General features: G+C 44.9%; 18 protein-coding genes and 1 pseudogene. 11 read left to right on the top strand and 8 right to left on the bottom strand.

The genetic code is table 11. The features are described 5' to 3' along the window. Window positions 1-55: 55 nt before the first annotated feature. The 4 genes from QT974_RS02220 to QT974_RS02205 form a co-directional block, all read right to left on the bottom strand. Window positions 56-1,168 carry a DNA cytosine methyltransferase gene (locus QT974_RS02220; RefSeq protein ID WP_333466895.1) on the bottom strand — a complete coding sequence of 371 codons (1,113 nt, stop codon included), beginning with the start codon at window positions 1,166-1,168 and terminating at the stop codon, window positions 56-58. Then, window positions 1,165-1,902, bottom strand: coding sequence for an MAE_28990/MAE_18760 family HEPN-like nuclease (locus QT974_RS02215; RefSeq protein WP_333466894.1), 738 nt, complete (start codon window positions 1,900-1,902; stop codon window positions 1,165-1,167). The genes QT974_RS02220 and QT974_RS02215 overlap by 4 nt, the downstream gene beginning before the upstream one ends. 2 nt (window positions 1,903-1,904) lie before the next feature. Further along, window positions 1,905-2,975 (bottom strand): DUF262 domain-containing protein, encoded by a 1,071-nt coding sequence (locus QT974_RS02210; protein WP_333466893.1) that lies wholly within the window; start codon window positions 2,973-2,975, stop codon window positions 1,905-1,907. Between the two features lie 61 nt (window positions 2,976-3,036). Further along, window positions 3,037-4,212, bottom strand: a complete 1,176-nt coding sequence (locus tag QT974_RS02205) for a homocysteine biosynthesis protein (protein ID WP_333466892.1) — start codon at window positions 4,210-4,212, stop codon at window positions 3,037-3,039. A 261-nt stretch (window positions 4,213-4,473) separates the two neighbouring features. On the opposite strand from QT974_RS02205, the gene QT974_RS02200 reads away from it, so the two are divergent. Further along, window positions 4,474-5,100, top strand: a complete 627-nt coding sequence (locus QT974_RS02200; protein ID WP_333466891.1) for a Uma2 family endonuclease — start codon at window positions 4,474-4,476, stop codon at window positions 5,098-5,100. A gap of 423 nt (window positions 5,101-5,523) precedes the next feature. Here QT974_RS02200 and QT974_RS02195 read toward each other — a convergent pair whose 3' ends face one another. Both QT974_RS02195 and QT974_RS02190 read right to left on the bottom strand, forming a co-directional pair. Continuing rightward, complete coding sequence (locus tag QT974_RS02195; protein ID WP_333466890.1) at window positions 5,524-6,699, bottom strand: AI-2E family transporter; 1,176 nt, start codon at window positions 6,697-6,699, stop codon at window positions 5,524-5,526. A gap of 124 nt (window positions 6,700-6,823) precedes the next feature. After that, window positions 6,824-7,441, bottom strand: coding sequence for a Uma2 family endonuclease (locus tag QT974_RS02190; RefSeq protein WP_333466889.1), 618 nt, complete (start codon window positions 7,439-7,441; stop codon window positions 6,824-6,826). Window positions 7,442-7,965: 524 nt separating this feature from the next. On the opposite strand from QT974_RS02190, the gene QT974_RS02185 reads away from it, so the two are divergent. The 3 genes from QT974_RS02185 (at window position 7,966) to QT974_RS02175 (ending at window position 9,665) form a co-directional block, all read left to right on the top strand. Next, a complete protein-coding gene (locus tag QT974_RS02185) occupies window positions 7,966-8,553 on the top strand; it encodes a Uma2 family endonuclease (protein WP_333466888.1) in 588 nt (195 codons plus the stop codon). A 181-nt stretch (window positions 8,554-8,734) separates the two neighbouring features. Next, window positions 8,735-9,340, top strand: coding sequence for a Uma2 family endonuclease (locus QT974_RS02180; protein WP_333466887.1), 606 nt, complete (start codon window positions 8,735-8,737; stop codon window positions 9,338-9,340). Window positions 9,341-9,416: 76 nt separating this feature from the next. Next, a complete protein-coding gene (locus QT974_RS02175) occupies window positions 9,417-9,665 on the top strand; it encodes a ribbon-helix-helix domain-containing protein (protein ID WP_333466886.1) in 249 nt (82 codons plus the stop codon). 14 nt (window positions 9,666-9,679) lie between these two features. Here QT974_RS02175 and QT974_RS02170 read toward each other — a convergent pair whose 3' ends face one another. Then, entirely contained in the window at window positions 9,680-11,803 is a 2,124-nt protein-coding gene (locus QT974_RS02170) for an O-linked N-acetylglucosamine transferase, SPINDLY family protein (protein WP_333466885.1), read from the bottom strand. A 66-nt stretch (window positions 11,804-11,869) separates the two neighbouring features. Continuing rightward, on the bottom strand, window positions 11,870-12,061 hold the full coding sequence (locus QT974_RS02165) for a hypothetical protein (protein ID WP_333466884.1): 192 nt from the start codon (window positions 12,059-12,061) through the stop codon (window positions 11,870-11,872). A 97-nt stretch (window positions 12,062-12,158) separates the two neighbouring features. Here QT974_RS02165 and QT974_RS02160 point away from each other — a divergent pair, with 97 nt between their 5' ends. The 7 genes and pseudogenes from QT974_RS02160 to QT974_RS02130 all read left to right on the top strand — a co-directional run bounded on the left by QT974_RS02160 (window position 12,159) and on the right by QT974_RS02130 (window position 18,595). Further along, window positions 12,159-12,404 carry a ribbon-helix-helix domain-containing protein gene (locus QT974_RS02160; RefSeq protein ID WP_333466883.1) on the top strand — a complete coding sequence of 82 codons (246 nt, stop codon included), beginning with the start codon at window positions 12,159-12,161 and terminating at the stop codon, window positions 12,402-12,404. Then, entirely contained in the window at window positions 12,401-12,817 is a 417-nt protein-coding gene (locus QT974_RS02155) for a putative toxin-antitoxin system toxin component, PIN family (RefSeq protein WP_333466882.1), read from the top strand. The genes QT974_RS02160 and QT974_RS02155 overlap by 4 nt, the downstream gene beginning before the upstream one ends. 17 nt (window positions 12,818-12,834) lie before the next feature. Beyond that, window positions 12,835-12,969: a hypothetical protein gene (locus QT974_RS02150; protein ID WP_333466881.1), complete on the top strand. Its 135-nt coding sequence runs from the start codon at window positions 12,835-12,837 to the stop codon at window positions 12,967-12,969. A 390-nt stretch (window positions 12,970-13,359) separates the two neighbouring features. After that, window positions 13,360-14,010, top strand: a pseudogene (locus QT974_RS02145) (phytanoyl-CoA dioxygenase family protein); the annotation flags it as partial. A 264-nt stretch (window positions 14,011-14,274) separates the two neighbouring features. Further along, window positions 14,275-15,600, top strand: coding sequence for a methyltransferase domain-containing protein (locus tag QT974_RS02140; protein WP_333466907.1), 1,326 nt, complete (start codon window positions 14,275-14,277; stop codon window positions 15,598-15,600). Window positions 15,601-15,705: 105 nt separating this feature from the next. Next, window positions 15,706-16,230 carry a type IV pilin-like G/H family protein gene (locus tag QT974_RS02135; RefSeq protein WP_333466880.1) on the top strand — a complete coding sequence of 175 codons (525 nt, stop codon included), beginning with the start codon at window positions 15,706-15,708 and terminating at the stop codon, window positions 16,228-16,230. A gap of 118 nt (window positions 16,231-16,348) precedes the next feature. After that, window positions 16,349-18,595: an O-linked N-acetylglucosamine transferase, SPINDLY family protein gene (locus QT974_RS02130; RefSeq protein WP_333466879.1), complete on the top strand. Its 2,247-nt coding sequence runs from the start codon at window positions 16,349-16,351 to the stop codon at window positions 18,593-18,595. The last annotated feature ends 21 nt before the right edge of the window (window positions 18,596-18,616 follow it).

The raw sequence follows: 18,616 nt of genomic DNA, 5'->3' as shown, positions 1-18,616 counted from the left end.
ATAAGGCAAGTAAAAATGCAAGATTAAAGGTTAAAAAACTTTTAATCTTGCATTTTTACTTGAGGAACTTATCAAATTTCTCTACATGATCGAGTAGGCTTTGCGCCACTACCTGACCTATTTGAACAGGAACAGCGTTTCCTATTAAGCGTCCCAGTTTGCTGAAACAGACTCGCTCGCCAGGAGCCAGAAAGCGGTAGTTTTCGGGAAAAGTCTGAAGGATGGCTGCCTCTCTGAGAGAAATTGCACGATCCTGTTCCGGATGCCCGAACCGACCATTACCGTAGCCAAAGCATTGGGTTGTGATCGTTGGAGCCGGGGCGTCCCACTTCATACGACCATAAACGCTAGGATAAGTTTGTCCGGATTTCTTACGATGACATTGTGCCAGCAGTGAAGCATCCCAGTCATGCCATGTGCCTCCTGGTTTTGAGGCTTTGATTCTGCGGAGGTTCAGGTCATTGAGTGAGGAGGCGGTATGAAGTGCGTCATTTGGATCGGAGCATCCGGCTGCTAGGGCGGGTAGATGGGAAATGGCTTCACGCACAGTTGTGCAGGATTGTCTGGAAAAAATTGGAGGTACTAATTCTACAGCTCCGAATCGAGATGCTAGTAGCACCAGCCGTTTACGAGTTTGTGGAACTCCATATTGAGCGCAATCTACAATGCTCCAATCTATCGAATAGCCTTTTAATTCCTTCAAAAAATCCTTGAAAACTTCATGCTCTAAAAGCTGTGGTACATTCTCCATCGTCACGAATTCGGGTTGAGTCTCCCGTACTAGCCGACCGAATTCGGATACCAGTGCCCACTTGCTATCCTGGCGTTCCTGCCGTCCCTTACGGCTGTAAGTCGAGAATGGTTGGCAGGGCGCACAGCCGGCCAGTAAACGCAATTTTGCATCGCCAAAAATGTCTGCAAGTTGGGCACCAGATAAAGTGCTGACATCCTGCTCGACGAAAAGGGCGTCGTTGTTGCTCTCGTATGGGAAGCGGCATTGTCGATCGATGTCAATACCAGCAACAACATGAATACCTCCTTTGATCAGTCCATGTGTCAGACCGCCCAAACCGCAAAATAGATCGATGCAGCTAATTGCTGTACTTCTGCGATCGGTATGAGGCTTTTTGCTCATATGAGTGCCGATGATAGTCGCATCTGGATTCATGGCTTTGCTCCTTTAGGTCGCTTCTCCGGCATTAGGAACTCATGTGCATCTATGGATAACTTGAAGCAATTTACAACCTCTCTTAGATACAATGCTGTTCGTTCAGTGAGGTCACGGAGATCGCTAACAGTAATATTATTGCCACTCTCTGCAAATGATAGATTACCGTGTGCTAGTTTGTTCCGAAAACTTTTGATCAGAGAAAGTGCGCCTTGGTCATCCCGAAATGGTTGTTTGACAGCACGATTAGCATCACGACTTATATTTAAGGATAATCCTAGACGTTTGCTAAGTTTGTAAATCTCTTCATCATCCCAATTTCCACCTCCACCTTTTTCAACTTCAAAAGTTGATATGGGAAGTGATTGGACTAGGTAATCGCAGAGTTTCAATGCAGATTCCAGGCGATTCTCGTAGTTGATATCGGTATGAGTGCGTGCGGTGCATCGCACCCACTCGCGGCGCAACTCAATGGACAAGTCGTTGGGCAGCGAGCTGTTATTAACCACTGCCTGAGATACGGCATCTACGCACCGAGTAATCGTTGACTCGACAAGATTGTAGAGCTGTAAGTAAACACTCGAATAGAGGATTTTCTGCTGTTGTGGAGTGATTGTAGCTTCCCCGATTTGTGGAGATCCTCCCTGCACTTGTTGCTGTATGGATTCAAGCAGGTCAAGGTAAGTTTCGATTTCCTGTAAACGCTCTTCAAAAGCTTGGCTCAAATCCTCCATCCTCAATCTCCAAGTAAACGATCGCGAACGAAATTTATACGAGCCCTGAGTCTGCCTATGGCGTTCGCACCGTCTGCTCCGGTCACTTTTGTAAAGTCCTTGCTATTCAACCATTCTTCAACTTCGATCGATTGGTTGGCTATCTCAGGCCGTTGCTGAAGTGCCAGATAGCTTCCAATGGCTATAGCTTCAAAACGCGATCGGGGTGTAGCCTTACCTTTAGGTGCTTTGCGGAAACCCGACGGGAAGTTGCGCGATACAAAGTCTATCATGTCCCTGAAGCGTTGCCGATAGGACTCAATTTCTGCTGGGTTATCTTTAAAGCGATCGTTCATCTTCTTCGTGTAGGTGAAAAGAAATGGCGACACTCTGTCTTTGTATGTCTCCAGTCCATCACCGTAAGCGAAGAATCGTGTAACGAGTTCTTCTCTCTCACGCTCTAATAAAAGCTTGTCAGATATTGGTGCAAGTTCTTCAAAGCTCGGCTCTTGGGCGAGTGAAATCACAAGGTCGAGGAAAGCACCTCCTAACGCACCTCGACGCACCTCAGCCTTGTTCGCGACCTTGCTTCCTGTGTTAATTCGATCGAAAAGATCGAATCGTGCTTGCTCATCGGCGTGTTCATTGAGCACGATCCCCCTAATGGAACGGTTCTTGATTTTTCGTTGCCGAGATTCGGGTAGATCTTTGAATCGAAATCCGGTCAGTAGCGATAGTTCTTCCAAGTCACCTAGGGGAAAGTCACCAAGAACGAACTCCTGAATCGTTCTCAGGCGCTGTGAACCATCAACAATTTCAAGCTTACCTGTTGACGGGCTTTCCCAAAAGAAGAGGAAAGGGATCGGAAGCCCCATCAATACCGACTCAATGAACCGGGATTTGCGCTCTGGTTCCCATGTGAACTCGCGCTGGTAGGCCGGAATCTCGAAATCTCCATTCTGCATCTTTTGGGCCAGAAGCTCAATGGAATATTCCGTCAGATAGAACTCAATTCTCTTTGTGTGTTCAAAAATCTGTACCTCAGCATTAGCAACCTCCTCATCAGTGAATTTAGACTGGTTCTCGTCGATCATCTTTGAATATCCTCTCGTGGTTCATTCAAGTTATAATCCATGACTTTAGTCTACGAATTGTCTATTCCAGCCTGACTTGTGCCCCCCACAAATCTTGCGGGAGAAATACTCGATCGACTGGTAGGGGAGCAACTGGGGCCGTGAGGGTAAATTGACCCGCTTCAATTTGCTGCTTCAATTCCAATGCTACTTGCCGCGAGAGAAACATACTCGCCAGCGGGGCGGCCCGCACGGGTTTACCCTCGATGAGAATACGACCAGTTTTTAATTGAGCGTAACTGACTAAACCAAAGGTGGGACGCACGCGCCGGGGGATAGAGAAATCTACCACCGGCGCTACTATTTTTTTGTCTGAGACTGCACAGTGGGCGACGACTGTTTCGTTTAAAACAGGAAAAGGGATGCCGACTCCCAGCATTAGCGATGGGCCGTAGTTTTTGAAGTAGCAGCCCCGCACCCATTTGGAGTTCATCTGTTTGGCGTCGCCGATGAGGGCGAGGGTGGCGGCTGGGCCGATCGGAGTCCCGTTGGGCTGCCGTTTTTGCAGCGGGAAGTGTTGGGTTCCTTCCCAGGTGATGTAGCCCTGAGCGCCTCCTAGGAAGATGCGGGTGCCGATGCCGATCAGTTCGAGGTGGGGGTCGTTTAGCAGCGGCGACATGGCTCCCAGGCTCGAATAGACGGCGTTGCCGAGGTTCGGTTGCAGGGGGCCGAGGTAGGTGAACAGCGGGCGATCGCCCCCGTTGACTCCTACAATAAAGTTTTGATAGGCGTTCCGGGGATTGAATAAATAAAACTGGTTGATGGTATCGCGGGTAATCGTGGTTTCAAAGGAGGCGCGGGGATAGCAGTCTGTGACTTGCCCGATCGCCCGCAACTGCACGGGTTTGCCGGCGATTAAGTCTTCGATGACGTGTCCGCCGCCCCGTTCTCGCGATTCTTCGCCGTCTTCGGCTACTTGGGTGGCTCCCAGGTACAGGTCTACGGCGCCGAAGCCGGAGTAGGCTAAAACGCCGTCCAGCCAGCACTGGCGGATTTTTATCGGGGGGTCGGTATGGCCGAGGTTGATGATGGCGCCTGAGGATTCCATGGGCTCGAAAGTGCCTGCGGTAATCACATCGACTTCTTTTGCTGCTTGGCTAATGCTGGTTTCTCTGACTCGGGTTTTGAGTTCTTCGATTGTCCAGACTGTGGCTTTGCCTTGGCTGATTTTATCGTTGATTTCGTCGATCGATCTCATAAGACTATTTTAGATTTTAGTTTTTAGATTTTAGTTTCATGGAATGTCGATCGCACAAATGCAGTTTTGGCGATCGGGCTAGATTTAAAATGAAAGGAAGACATTATAACGGATCTGATAATATCATAATAAGAATGAGGCTAAGAAACCCGGTTTCTACGAAAATCTTGGGTTCGATCGCGATAAATATGGTCAGAAACCGGGTTTCTGAGGATGATTGCATAAGTCCTACATAAATAAATAATATAAGGAGCGAACTCGATGACTCAAGCGATATTAAAACCAGTCACGTTCGATGAATTTATTGACTGGTATCCTGAAAATTCGATAAACCGTTACGAACTGCACAATGGAGCTATTGTTGAGATGCCTAAAGCAACCGGAGAACATTCAGAAGTAGCTGGCTTCCTTTGCCTGAAGCTAGGGATTGAAATCGAGAGACTGAAATTGCCCTACTTCGTTCCCAAGGAATGCGTGGTTAAAGCTGATAACGAGTTATCTGGTTACGAACCGGATGCGATCGTTTTGGACAGACAAGGGACGGACAGCGAACCGAGATGGAAAAAGGAATCTATCATTACAATGGGTAGTTCTGTCCGGCTAATTGTGGAGGTTGTCAGTACCAATTGGCGGGATGATTATGGCTACAAGTTGGTAGATTACGAAGCTTTGGGCATTTCTGAATACTGGATTGCCGACTATTTGGGACTGGGCGGCAGACGCTATATTGGCAATCCGAAACAACCTACTTTTTTTGTTCACCATTTGGTTGATGGCGAGTATCAAGTTAGTCAGTTTCGGGGGAACGATAAAATTGTTTCGCCCACATTTCCAGAATTGAATTTGACGGTGCAACAGATTTTTAGCGCTGGAAAAGATGCGGTTTAGAGTGCTATGGTTTAAGATAGTTAGTGAAGGGCGAGCGTACCATAAGTTTACTAAGTTTGTAGTGAGGACTTCAGTCCTCTATCTAGAAGAAAGAAGGACTGAAGTCCTGACTACAAAATTGAATTGATGCGGTTTAAAATGCTATGGCTTAAGATAGTTATTCAACGGTCGCGGTACCATAAGCTTACTAAGTTTGTAGTGAGGACTTCAGTCCTCTATCTGGAATAAAGAAGGACTGAAGTCCTGACTACAAACCTGAATTATTCAATTTTATCAGCAGCGTCATTTACTCAGTTGGTAGTGAGGACTTCAGTCCTCTATCTGGGGATAAAGAAGGACTGAAGTCCTGACTACAAACCTGTGAGGATTTCAGTCCTCTATCTGGGGATAAAGAAGGACTGAAGTCCTGACTACAAACCTGAATTATTGATTGGCAGTCTCGTCATTTTTAGCATCATCAGGGATGTCTGGTTTGTGTTCGGGTAACTTTTCTGACCTGCTTTGTGTGACTCCTATAGATTCATATTCTTCGTCGATAGCCGAATCAATTGCGGCCAACCTTTGAGGATTAGCATTCCACTGGTTGAGAATGTCTTTAATTAGCGCTTCCCTAATCCAAACTTGAGCGACAACTGTGAGGGGGAGGGCTAGCAATAAGCCTAAAAATCCAAAGAAGGTGGCGAAGAATACTTGAGCTATTAATGTTACTGCTGGCAGCAGCGATACTTGCTGTGCCATGACGTAAGGCGTGAGGATGTTGCTTTCAAACTGTTGAATTAGAAAGTAAAGAATGAGAACTAAACCTGATTTTAAGGGAGAGTCTAAAAGTGCGATCGTCATTGGCGGAATGACGCTGATAGTAGGGCCAATATTCGGAATCAAGTTCAGAAATCCTGCTACTACAGCGTGAGCTAACGGTAGGGGAACTTGCAAAACTGACAAACCAATTAAGCTCAAAAAAGCAATCACACTCATGCTAATTAACGCACCAATTACCCATCGACCTAGAGCTATTTCGCATTCATCTAAAATACCCTCGATTCGTCGGCGGTAAAACGAGGGAAATAGTTGTATAAATGCTTTGCGGTAAGAGAGGGGATCTGCTAAGGTCATTAAGGTCAAAACTAAGACCAGCAAAAAGCTCAGAATGACACCTAATGTGTTGCCGACAAAGGCTCCTGCACCCCCAACGAGTTGGTTGAATAAAGGTTGCAGTTGTCGCATAATGTCGTTAACATCAAGATTCGGCAACCGTTGGCCAATTTGTCCGGAGAAGCGAGTTTCGATTGCATCTACCCAATCATTTAATCGTGCTATTCCTTGAGGGGCTCTTTGGGTAAGTTGTTGGAATTGCAGGGCGAAGGGTGGTACAATTATCAGGAACAAGCCTACGAAGACGAGGAATAAGAAACTAATTGAGCACAGTACGGCGATCGGCCTTTTGAACCGGAATTTTTTTTGTAAGTAGCGTGCTAGTTTGTTTAATGCCGTGGCTAAGACGATGGCGGCAAACAGCAGCAGTAGGGCTTGCCTGATTTGCCAGAGGATGTAACAAGATGCGATGAGGGCTAATAAGCCGATCCACTGTCCTAGCTTCATGCGATTTTTAGATATTATAACGGGGAATTGCCGACCTTGCTTTAGACGCTTTTGCACTCGCGTCTCTACAAGATAGCTTAAATGCGATCGCCTCTTTACAATATACTCCTACAACGCAGCCTGCTCAATTCCCTTTGGCGAACACCTGCTGCGCTGTCAGATTCAATTCTGGGACAGTTGGGGACTCAATCACCTCAGCCCCTTGGAACAGTTTAACTTGATATTCCCCATCAATTAGTTGGTAAACTGAAAAAGTAGGTTGTTTGGGATTGCCAATAAACCGTCTTCCACCCAATCCTAGATAGTCTACAATCCAATATTCCTGAATACCCATTGCCTCGTACGCCTCTAATTTGAGGGCATAATCATCCCCCCAGTTAGTGCTAGTTACCTCTACGATTAGGGGTACTGATGAACCCCTTGTGATAATTGATGATTTCTCCCATCGCGGCTCGTTTACAATTGCTTGTTCGTTGAGTACAATAATATCTGGTTCATACCCCGATTCCTCGCTGATGGGTTTGATGACAGATTCTTTGGGGATGAAGTACGGTAAATTGAGGCGCTCAATCTCAATTCCTACCTTCAGTACGGTAAAACCGGCGACTTTAGAATGTTTGCCTGTTGCTTTTGGCATTTCAACAATCTCTCCATTGTGCAATTCATAGTGGTGTTCTGAGTTTTCAGGACACCAGTCAATGAATTCATCGAATGTTACAAATTCTGGTAGGGCTTGAATCATGGTGATGGCCTCTATTTGGGTTTTGATGGTTGTGCTGGGCTGGGATTTAGTTGCCTTTAGACAAGTGTAGCTCGATCGCGCTTCTCGATTGTGTCTCTACTGCCAGAAGTGCGATCGCTCTTTCGAGGGCCGTCTTGTCCCTAGAATTGACCTTGAGTTGTATAATTAGGCATTGAGACTATTTTGACAAGTCTTTACTGGCGCTGGATGTGGGGTTGGAAGGTAACGAAAGGGCGATCGAACAAATTTAGCCAAGCTGGAAGTGCGATCGCACTTGATAAATTTTAACAAAAAATAGGCGATGAATTAGGAGATTGCAGGAAAGATTACAGCTTACCGGAGAGGTAAATGATGGGTGCATCTGGCGCAAGGCAAATATCTTTGTAGGGGCGAAGCATGACCGAAATCAATATGAGATGATAACTAATAACTTATATGCGGTCATGCTTCGCCCTCTTGAAAAACTAGATGCACTCTAAATGATGATTGTTTAAGATTATTCCAATAGTTTGATAGAGGTTCGCATGATGACACAGACACTTTTACGACCACTAGACCAACGATTCATTCATTCTGGGATTAGCTGGGAACAGTTCAAATTAATTGAACAGGGGTTTTCTGACTCTCCTGGAATCAAGTTGTTTTATTACAAAGGAGAGGTAGAAATTTTGGCAGTTTCCCCGGAACACGAATTTTTTAGTAGAACAATTTGTACGCTGCTGGCTATCTACTGCGCCGAAAATGAAATTGAGTTTGCACCTACGGGAAGCTTTACCCAAGAAACGGAAGGGGTAGTGTCTGTACAAGCTGATGAATCTTATTTTATTGGCAGACGTATAACCCCCAATTCTCCTCCAGATTTATGTATCGAAGTAGTCTTCACTAGCGGTACTGTGAGAAAATTGGAGCGCTATCGAGTATTGGGAGTGTCTGAAGTCAGGTTCTGGGAAGATGGTGTATTGGCTATGTATCGTTTGGGTTCTGAGGGTTATGCAAAAATTTCTGCAAGTGTTGTTTTGCCAGATTTAGATATTAATTTACTGTGTCGCTGCTTGCTGATGGCTTCGAGTGTGGAAGCGATGAGGGAGTTTCGGAGGGGAATTGTCGGTTAGGGCGATCGAACTTATTGTTTATGCTTAATTTGGTTTGAGTGGGTTGGGTTCGCCAGTCTAGAAGTGCATCTATAATGATAGTGGGGCAAACAGGGCGATAAGGGCGATCGGGCGAAATTGTCAAGCTGGGAGCGCGATCGCATAACTTACAATTAAATTACATCCCGTTAAAACACGATCTATGACCTACACTACACCAAAATTATTTAGCTTTGAGGAGTTTATCTCCCAATATGGGGATAATACACGCTATGAACTAATTGATGGAGAACTCAGAGACATGGAACCTACTGGTCCTCACGAAGCTGTTGCCGGGAGCATTGCGGGGAGAATTTATGTCGAAATTTTTCGGGATAACTTCAACTGGTTGGTACCCAAAAATTGTCTAATAAAACCACTATATGCTGAAGCTACAGCGCTCCGTCCTGACATAATTATTTTAGATAAAGCAGAACTAAGTCAAGAACCACTTTGGCAAAAAGAACCAGTTATTTGTAACGGTAGTACCATTAAGCTTGTTGCTGAAGTGGTCAGCACTAATTGGCAAGATGATTATGCAAGAAAAGTGGAAGAGTATGCTTTTTTGAATATCCCCGAATATTGGATTGTGGACTTTCGGGGCTTGGGTGGTTGGCAATTTATTGGCAATCCAAAGCAACCGACTTTCACAGTCTGCCAATTAGTTAATGGTGCATACCAGCAGCAGCAATATCGCTTGGGAGATACTATTTCTTCTTGCTTGTTTCCAGATTTACAACTGAAACTCGACGATATTATGCCGACTTAAAAATCTAGGATCTCTCTTTTAGTGCCAGGGCGGTGTTTTCATCTATATCTCAACATTTTTTAACAGGAAATAGGCGATGAATATTGTTTTAAACCCAGAATTAGAACAGTTGATTCAATCTCAGTTACACACTGGAAAATATGAAAATGTAGAAGCGGTGCTAAGAAAAGCTTTGAGGCTTTTATGTGAGCAAAATACTCGCCAAATCATCGCTCGCAAAGTCAAGGAATTATTTGACAAAACTCAAGATATACCAGAGGTTCAAGAAATTATCGAGGAGGAGATTGCAGTCGAGATTGAAACTTACCGGAGCTCCCAGGGATAGGAAATAAGATTGCTTTAATTTTCAAGTCTTTCTCGAACAACTTTTTGATAAAAAGCTTCTAAAGCAGTCACGCAAACTCGATCGTCAAACAAATAATCGTGTCGCTGACTCATGCGTTGTCCAATATCTCGCCGCCACTCCGAATCTTTACCCAACTTAACAGCAATTTCAATATACTCTGCTTCGTTTTGGGCAATTGTGTCTGTCACTCCCAGCATCTTGAGAAAGCTATAAGCGTGCAGTCCCCGCATAAATTCTCCCGGACAGGTTACTATAGGTAAATTGCAGGCGATCGCCTCCAAAGACGTATTGCCCCCCGACCAAGTGAAAGTATCCAAGAAAACATCGGCAAGAAAGTTCATGGCTATATACTCTTGTCGAGTTGCAATTGCTCGGAACAGACAGTAATCTTCGCTGTCGAGATTGACGGCACCAAAAGCCCGCTTGAGCCGTTTTCGCAACAGTTCGCCGCGCGGAAAAATAAACAGAGCTTGCGGAACGCGGCGGGCAATTTCTGCTAAAATAAAATCATATTGCGGTAAGTATTTGAAAGGAGCTTGGCAGCAAAAGTAAATTATTGCATCTTCTCGGAGGTCAAAATCTAAGCGACTGTTGTTTAATTCTCCCACGAGTGGTTTTGGGTAGGAAACCCCAATATTAGGCAACTTAACTAAGGTTTCTGAGTAATGCGATTGTGCATTTTCCGGTTCCATCAATTCGCTGGAAATAAAATAGTCAACTGTGGGCAAACCTGAGGTGACAGGATGTCCCCACGCCGAACATTGCACGGGTGCGAGGCGCAAAGCTGCTATTTGGATAGTTGGTGCATCCATGCCAATTTCAGGGAATACCAGAATATGCAATTTGTCATCAATAATTTGTTGGCATACAGCTTCTAAGTTGTGAGGAATGTGGCGGAATAAATGGCTGTATTGGCGAAATTGTTCTGTAATTATATCTGGTTCGTTACCTGTGTAGTAACAGTAAATTTCTATTTGTTTCGTATCGGCATAGCGCAACCAGCCGGTCAACCATAAAGTGCCGCTGTAAGAATGCAAGTAACTAGAAACATAACCGACTCTAATTTTCCCATTTTCCGGCAGCGGAGGCATCTGTCGCGGTTCCACCCACTCGGGATAGTTGGCGGCCATAATTTGATGAACTAAATTGGCATATTTTGATTGGGATTCCACAACATTGTGGGCTTGATAGGCTAGGTAGAAATTAGTGAAACTACCAAAACCACGCAAAGCATTAATTTTTTCGTGGGGGTTGTTTAGAGAGGTTTGCTGAATTAATATTTCTAATTCTTGGACATATCTTTCCTTGTAAAATAGGATTTCATCTGAGGTGTCGTAAACAATCGGCAGTGTTAAATGTTTAAAAAGTTTAAAAACATATTCGTCTGGCAGGATTTTGGTGGCTGTTTCTGCACTCGATATAGCTTGCTGAGTGCGTCCGTTTTGCTGGCAAATTTTGATGATTTCAAAGTGCAGTTGTCCGGCTGTTGGGTAATGGCGAATGCCTTGTTCGAGAATTGCGATCGCCTCTTCGGTTCTGTTAAGGTTCCTCAAACACTCGCTGAAGTTAGAATACAGTTCTATATCTCCTGTCTGGGATGCTAAAAACCTTTGATAGTGCTTGATGGCTGCTTCGTATCTTCCTTGAGTGTAGAGTTGGCTGCCAAATTTTTTCAACACCAATGCTTCGGAGTCAAGGGCGATATCACTAAGTTGTTCCAGTTCCACTACAGGGATTTTTTCGGTTCCAGAGTCGGCTATTGTATGGTGATTTTCTGCCTTTAACTTAATTCTATATTGAATCTGTGGCAGAAGAGTTTGCCACTGGCTTTGACTGAGGTTTGCTAATAAAATAATTTCCGGTTCGACGCTTGAGTCTAAATCTTCTTCCATGCAGAGATTCATGAGAATCCCGGATAAAATTAAATCAGCGTCTAACTCCGAGTCTTCTGAAATTTCGGTACTATCTATTAAAAGAGCTAGATTATGGCGATCGCGATGAGTGACAATACTTTTAATAATTGCGGCCAACTCTAAATACAGTAATTCTTCTGGTTGGCTCCAATCGGGGAAAATGAGCAAGTTTAAGGGTTTGAGATTCAAGGTGGTTAGATCCATGCGATCGTCTGTCCTGTATTGTTTGGTATTGTGCGGCTTTTGGTGTTTTGTGCGACTCCTCAACTCCTACCTCGGCTGCTGTTGCCATGCCCGCCAGCCCAGAATCGCAGCTAGGATGATACTGGGGGTAAACACGGCGATCAGGGCGTTGAAGTCGGTTGAGGCTATGGATAGGCTGGGCCCTGCGTACTTGATGGCCAGGGAAAACGCGGCGGAGAAGCAGAATACTTTGAGGATGGGGCTGATGTTGGTATTCATGGATGTGCTGGTTGGTTGTATAATTAGATATTGAGACTATTATGCCAAGTCTCTGTCATGACTGCGGCACATTACAGTTTTTAACAGGAAAGTGACGATGAATGTTGTTTTAAACCCAGAATTAGAACAGTTGATCCAATCTGAGTTAGACACGGGAAAATATGAAAATGTAGAAGCGGTGCTGAGAGAAGCGTTAAGGCTTTTATCTGAGCAAAATAGTCGCCGAATCATTGCTCGTAAAGTAAAGAACTTATTTGATAAAACGCAAGCTATACCAGACGTTCAAGAAATTACAGAGGAGGAGATTACAATGGAGATTGAATCTTACCGGAGAGGCGAATGAAGATTGTTGTTGATACTAATATTTTAGTATCTGCGATCTTGAGGGGAGGGATGCCCAAAAGAGCGATTCAGTCAATCATCGATCGCCCGGACTGGAAGTGGCTGGTATCACTAGAAATTCTAGCAGAATATAAGGATGTTTTGTTACGTCCCAAGTTTAAGCTAAGCCAGGAAGTGATAGAAGAGTGGTGGGAGATTTTTGATACGGTAACGCAGTCGATCGAGGTGGAGGTTGAGGTGGATTTTCCTAGAGATAGGAAAGATGCTAAATTTCTTGCTTGTGCTTTGGCTGGTAATGCAGATTTTTTAATAACTGGCGATCGAGATTTTACTGAGGTAGAAACTTTGGGCAATACTAAGATTGTTTCAGTTTCTGGTTTTCTGGATCGAATCTTAGGAGAGGGGCTCGATTGAGAGCAAAGTAGCAAACCGTGGTACGGACGATCGCCCTCCATCTCGTATCTTGGCTGTTGCGATGCCCGCCAGCCGAGGATAGCTGCTACGATCGGGCTGGGGGAAACACGGCGGGCGATCGGGGCGTTGAAGTTGGTGGAGGGGATGGATAAGCTAGGCCCTGCGTACTTGATGGCCAGGGAAAGGGCGGCCCGGTGAATACTTTGAGTTGGTGTTCATTGATGTGCTGGTTGGTTGTATAATCCGGTTTGGCGCGGGGCGGGAAACTTTGACCTTAACTATTATGGCAAAGCTGTGGTCTTGTTGAGTGTGGGGTTTGGGGAAAAGTGCGATCGATCGTGCCGGGAGTGCTGATAATATTTATGATAATTTTGGGTAAGCTTTATTTTAAAGGTAGATTCGCATCAATGAGATTTCCTACATTAACCTAACTCCGCAAGATCAGACCTATTTGCTCGCGATCGTTCAAACTGGTAAAGCATCCTACCGGAAAAAGTGATAAATTATCAGTCGTCAACTCACCGGAGACACAGCCAAAACCGATGATTAGCCTCAAAAATCTTTTAGAGCAAGCTCAAAATCCCGAATATTGGAAAAATCTGAATCCGCAGCTAACCGTAAGTGAAGATGTTACTTCAGTATCTGGAAGTGTTCTTTCAATTGAGCAAGAACACATCGACAAACTGTTGTTCAATCTCAAAAAAGAAGGCTACTTTCAACTCGATTCATTTTTGTCTGAAGCAGAGATTTCGCGGATGGCTGCTGGCATAGAAAAACTGCGAGAGTCAGGCTGGCCTGTGCCATTCGCCTTCATTTACGATGAGTTTTGGCATACTTTTTCTCGGTTGTCGCAAATATTATCAGCTATCCTCGGTGAGGAGTATCAACAGTTGCCCGCTTTTTGGAGTTGGTACATCGACACTACTAATGCCGAAAAAGGATGGCAGCCACACCGCGACAACACCGAAAATACTCTTTTACCAGACGGAATGCCCAAGTGTGTAACCATCTGGATTCCCCTCAGCGATGCCATCCCACTCAATGGATGTATGTACATCCTGCCAGCTCCTTTTGATGCCAATTATGGTAACATCAAAAAAGGTGAAAAAAAGGAAAGTATCAACTTTCAAGACATTCGTGCATTGCCCGCAACTGCGGGTTCTGTTTTGTGTTGGAATCACGCAGTATTGCACTGGGGAGGCCGCAGCAGCGAAAGAGCGCCTCATCCGCGCATCAGCTTAGCTTTTGAATTTCAAAGGTGTGATGTTGAGCCTTATAAAACTCCCTTACTTGACCCATCCGTTACTCCTAATTTTGAAGGGCGTTTGGCTTTGATAGGCAAACAAATCCTTCAGTACCAGCATATGTATCCTCTGTCAGAGAATATTGCCGAACTCGCTACAGAACTAGAGAAAATTGATCTACCACCCTCAAGTCAGCATCAGGATAATTTCAGCATGAAAGATAAATATGTTGAGGGAATAGAAAAAATTCGTCAGCAATTCGATACTGTTTGTTACCCCAGAACTCCACTCGAAGAATCTCCTAAGGATCAGTATGAGTTGCTTTATATTCATAACTTAGTCACGCCTTACTATTTAAGGAATCAAAAACTAATAGAAACTCAAGGAAAAGTTATTTTGGATGCCGGCTGTGGTAGTGGGTACAAAGCCTTGGTCTTGGCAGAAGCAAATCCAGGGTCGAGAATCGTGGGAATTGATCTATCAGAAGAATCAGTTAAGTTAGCCCGCCAACGATTGGAATATCACGGCTTTAAAAATGCAGAATTTTATGCTATGCCGATAGAAGAACTACCAGGCTTAGGTCTACAGTTTGACTATATAAACAATGACGAGGTTCTTTATCTATTGCCAGATCCTGTTGGGGGTTTGCAAGCAATGAAATCAGTGCTGAAACCCGAGGGCATTATCCGTACCAATCTCCACAGTTTATTTCAGCGAGCCAGCTATTTTAGAGCTCAAAAGATGTTTAAAATAATGGGTTTAATGGATGGAAATCCGGGCGAATTAGAGATTGATTTAACCAGAGAAACGATGAAAGCTTTGAAAGATGAAGTCATACTGAAGCGAGTAGCTTGGGGTCCCGATCTTGAACAACAGGAAGAGCGGGTGCTAATGAATTATTTATTACAAGGGGACAAAGGCTATACCATTCCTGAAGTGTTTGCAGCCTTGAGAGCTACAGATTTAGAACTCGTCAGCATGGTGGCTTGGCGGCACTGGGAATTACTCGAACTGTTCAAAGATACAGATAACTTGCCTGCATTTCTAGCCATGAGCCTCCCAGAAATTTCTGTGGAAGAGCGGCTTCACTTGTTTGAACTATTACATCCCGTCCACCGTTTGATTGATTTTTGGTGCGGTCACAGCAACCAGGCTCACTCATTTCTACCTGTTTCGGAATGGGATGTGGCGGACTGGCAGCAAGCACAGGTACACCTGCATCCTCAGCTAAGGACTCCTCAGGCAAAAGAAGACCTGCTCGACTGCATTGCTAACCAAAAACCTTTCACCATTAGCCGTTATGTACCTTTGCCCACAACAGTTCCGCTGGCGATCGAGAGTATGAAGGCAGCTTGTCTGCTACCTTTGTGGGAGGGATCTGCTTCTGCCCTCTCCTTGGCAGAACGCTGGCTCAAGCTCAGACCGGTGCAGCCCGCTACTCTGGAGGCTGTTAGCCCAGATACAGCTTTTGAAGAAGTCACTGAACTGTTGAGTAGGCTAGAAGCCTTTCTTTACGTGTTTTTGGAGCGCTATAGTTGAGGAAATAAAAAAATGGTGGCGGATGATATGAAAACTAGCGCAAATGGGTAAGTTACTTTTAGAAGTTAGAAATCAAGCATCCCGCCCCTCTAGGAGAAACAACTCATGAAGACTGAATTTAAAGCAAAGTTCCTGCAACACCTACAGAAGAGAAAGCAGGATAAGGGTTTCACGCTGATTGAACTGCTGGTCGTTATTATCATTATCGGGATTCTTTCTGCTATCGCTTTGCCTTCCTTCCTCAACCAAGCCAACAAAGCTAAGGAGTCAGAAGCCAAGCAGTACGCGGGTTCGATGAACCGGGCACAGCAAGCTAAAGTCGCGGAAGTGGGTGGGTTCATCTCTGATATAAATTTACTTGGACTTGGCATCAAGACTCAAACAAGTAATTTCACTTATACCATCGTCAGCCAGACAAACCAGTATGCAGGGAATCAAGCAATACCAATCGTCACGGCACTCAGAGCCTATACAGGCAGCGTAGTTCTATCTGGAAATACAGCTACGAGCGAATCAACTACTGTGGCAGTATTGTGCGTGACTAAGGCTACTACTCAGAGCGCACTGGGTGCTGTTACTAACCCGGCGGCTGTAAGCTGTACAGGAGATAGCGAGGAAGTCAAGAAGTAGGAAAGGCATCGTCTCATTCAGGTTTTTTGTTTGCCTAACCTAAAATTTTTAAGAGATTGGATAGCGTCTACTTGCGCTGCTCAATCTCTTTATGCTTTCTCATCAAATTTTTACTTTTATGATTGATAACTCTATATCCACTCTGTCGGTCGATTGGCAGCAACAAGCTCATAAATACTTGCTCCAAAAAAATTACGGTCAGGCTGGGAATCTTTATGAACAGGCAATCGAAGCCGAACCCGAAATCAAGTCTTACTACTGGTATTTGGGGTTGATGTTGCTGTTGCAAGGGCAAGAACTAGAAGCTCAAACGACTTGGCTGTTAGGCATGGCAGATGGAGAGCTGGAAGAAGTAGAGATCGAGACAGTGGAATTGATTCAAGTGCTGCAAACAGAAGCCGAGCGGCAAGCAAATCTCGAAGACTATTCAGTGGCTTGGGCAATCCGCCAGCATATAAGAGAAATCAACCCAACTGACATTAATAACCTCTTGCATTTGATTGGGCTTTCCATCTTACTTGAAAATTACACAGGAGACCAACTAAATTCTTTAGGCGTGATTGAAATTCTCAAGTCAGAGCCACCGATTGAAGTAGATTTTCTGCTATTAATGGAAGTTTTGAAGAGTGTTTTAGATCGCGCTCCCCTGCACCCGTCATCCCTGGAATTAGCGGAAGCCTGTGTGGCTTATGCCTATGAGCCTCACATTTTTTTGCAAACAGTTTTTCAAGCAGCTCTTGAAATTGGGGCAGTATTGCCGCAACTAGCAGCTCGCTTTGTTGAGGCCTGCGCCCGTTTAGATCCTGAAAAGCTGGATATTTTACAGCGGTTGGCGATTATGCACCATTTGGCTACTGTTTATCAAAGTTCTCGGCAATATGATAAAGGCATAGAAGTTGCTAAATTGTGCTATTCGTTGGCAGAGGAATTGCCAGATAAAGTTTATGGGAATCACAAGATTCTTCGAGGGCTTTTGGGTGCGACGGGATATTGGGAAGAGGTTGGTGAGGTGATCGAGAGACACCAAGCACAGCTTGGGTTACTGGTAGCTCAACAGTCGCTTTCCCTTGATTCAGTTAGAACTCAAAATCTGTTTTGCACAACTTTCTTTTTTCCATACATTCAGGATCGGGCAGAAACTAATAGACAAATTCACAACCAAGTTGCTCAGCTCTGCCAAGCTAATATTCAAGTCTATGCTAAAGATCGGGCCGAGCGTTTCCGAAAAGGACACTTAGCTCGGAAAAGCTCAAGTGAGTCTGGTAAGCGTTTGAAGATTGGCTATGTTTCTCATTGTTTGGGCAGGCATTCTGTGGGCTGGCTGGCACGCTGGCTGATTCAGTATCATGACCGCGATCGCTTTCAAATTAACGGCTATTTCATGGCTTATGTAAAAGGGTTAGACCCGTTAAAAGAATGGTATCTTGAGTTATTTGACCAATCTCACAAAGGGGGGATTTCCGGCGTGGAAATGGCTGAAAAAATTTATCAGGATGAGGTTGATATTTTGATCGATCTCGACAGCCTTACCTTAGATGTAAGTTGTGAAGTATTAGGGCTTAAACCCGCGCCGATTCAAGTGACTTGGCTTGGTTGGGATGCTTGCGGATTGCCGGCTGTTGATTATTTTATTGCCGATCCCTACGTTCTACCGGAGTCTGCCCAAGATTATTACAGTGAAAAAATCTGGCGTTTGCCTCAAACTTATATAGGTGTGGATGGTTTTGAGGCGGATACACCGACTTGGCGTCGGGAGGATTTGAATATTCCTGGCGATGCCGTTGTATATCTTAGCTCTCAGACTGGGTACAAGCGCCATCCCCATACGGCGCGGCTACAGCTCAAGATTATTGCACAAGTACCAAATAGTTATTTTTTGATTAAAGGGGGCGCCGATGAGGAAGCAGTTAAACGCTTTTTTATCGAGTTGGGGGAGGAAGAGGGTGTGGACTGTTCGCGCCTGCGCTTTTTACCGCAAGACCCCTTAGAATCAACTCACCGAGCGAATTTAGGGATTGCGGATGTGGTACTCGATACTTATCCCTATAATGGTGCGACAACAACTTTAGAAACCCTCTGGATGTGCATTCCTTTAGTCACGCGAGTCGGCGAACAATTTGCAGCGCGTAATAGCTATACGATGATGATGAATGTTGGGGTGGAGGAGGGGATTGCTTGGACTGACGAAGAGTATGTGGAGTGGGGGGTGCGCTTCGGAAAAGATCCAACTCTGCGACACGTGGTATCTGGGAGATTGCGACAGTCGCGGCAAACATCTCCTCTGTGGAATGGCAAGCAGTTTGCTCGCGAGATAGAGAAAGCCTACGAGCAAATGTGGCAGAGGTACGTTGAAGGTCAACATTGACCAGTCAATCCCTGCTGGGTT

Source organism: Microcoleus sp. BM001215392 (assembly GCF_036700185.1).
Classification (GTDB): Bacteria; Cyanobacteriota; Cyanobacteriia; order Cyanobacteriales; family Microcoleaceae; genus Microcoleus.
The sequence above is the reverse complement of the archived record's forward strand: the minus strand, read 5'-3'. Positions and strand labels throughout refer to the sequence as shown.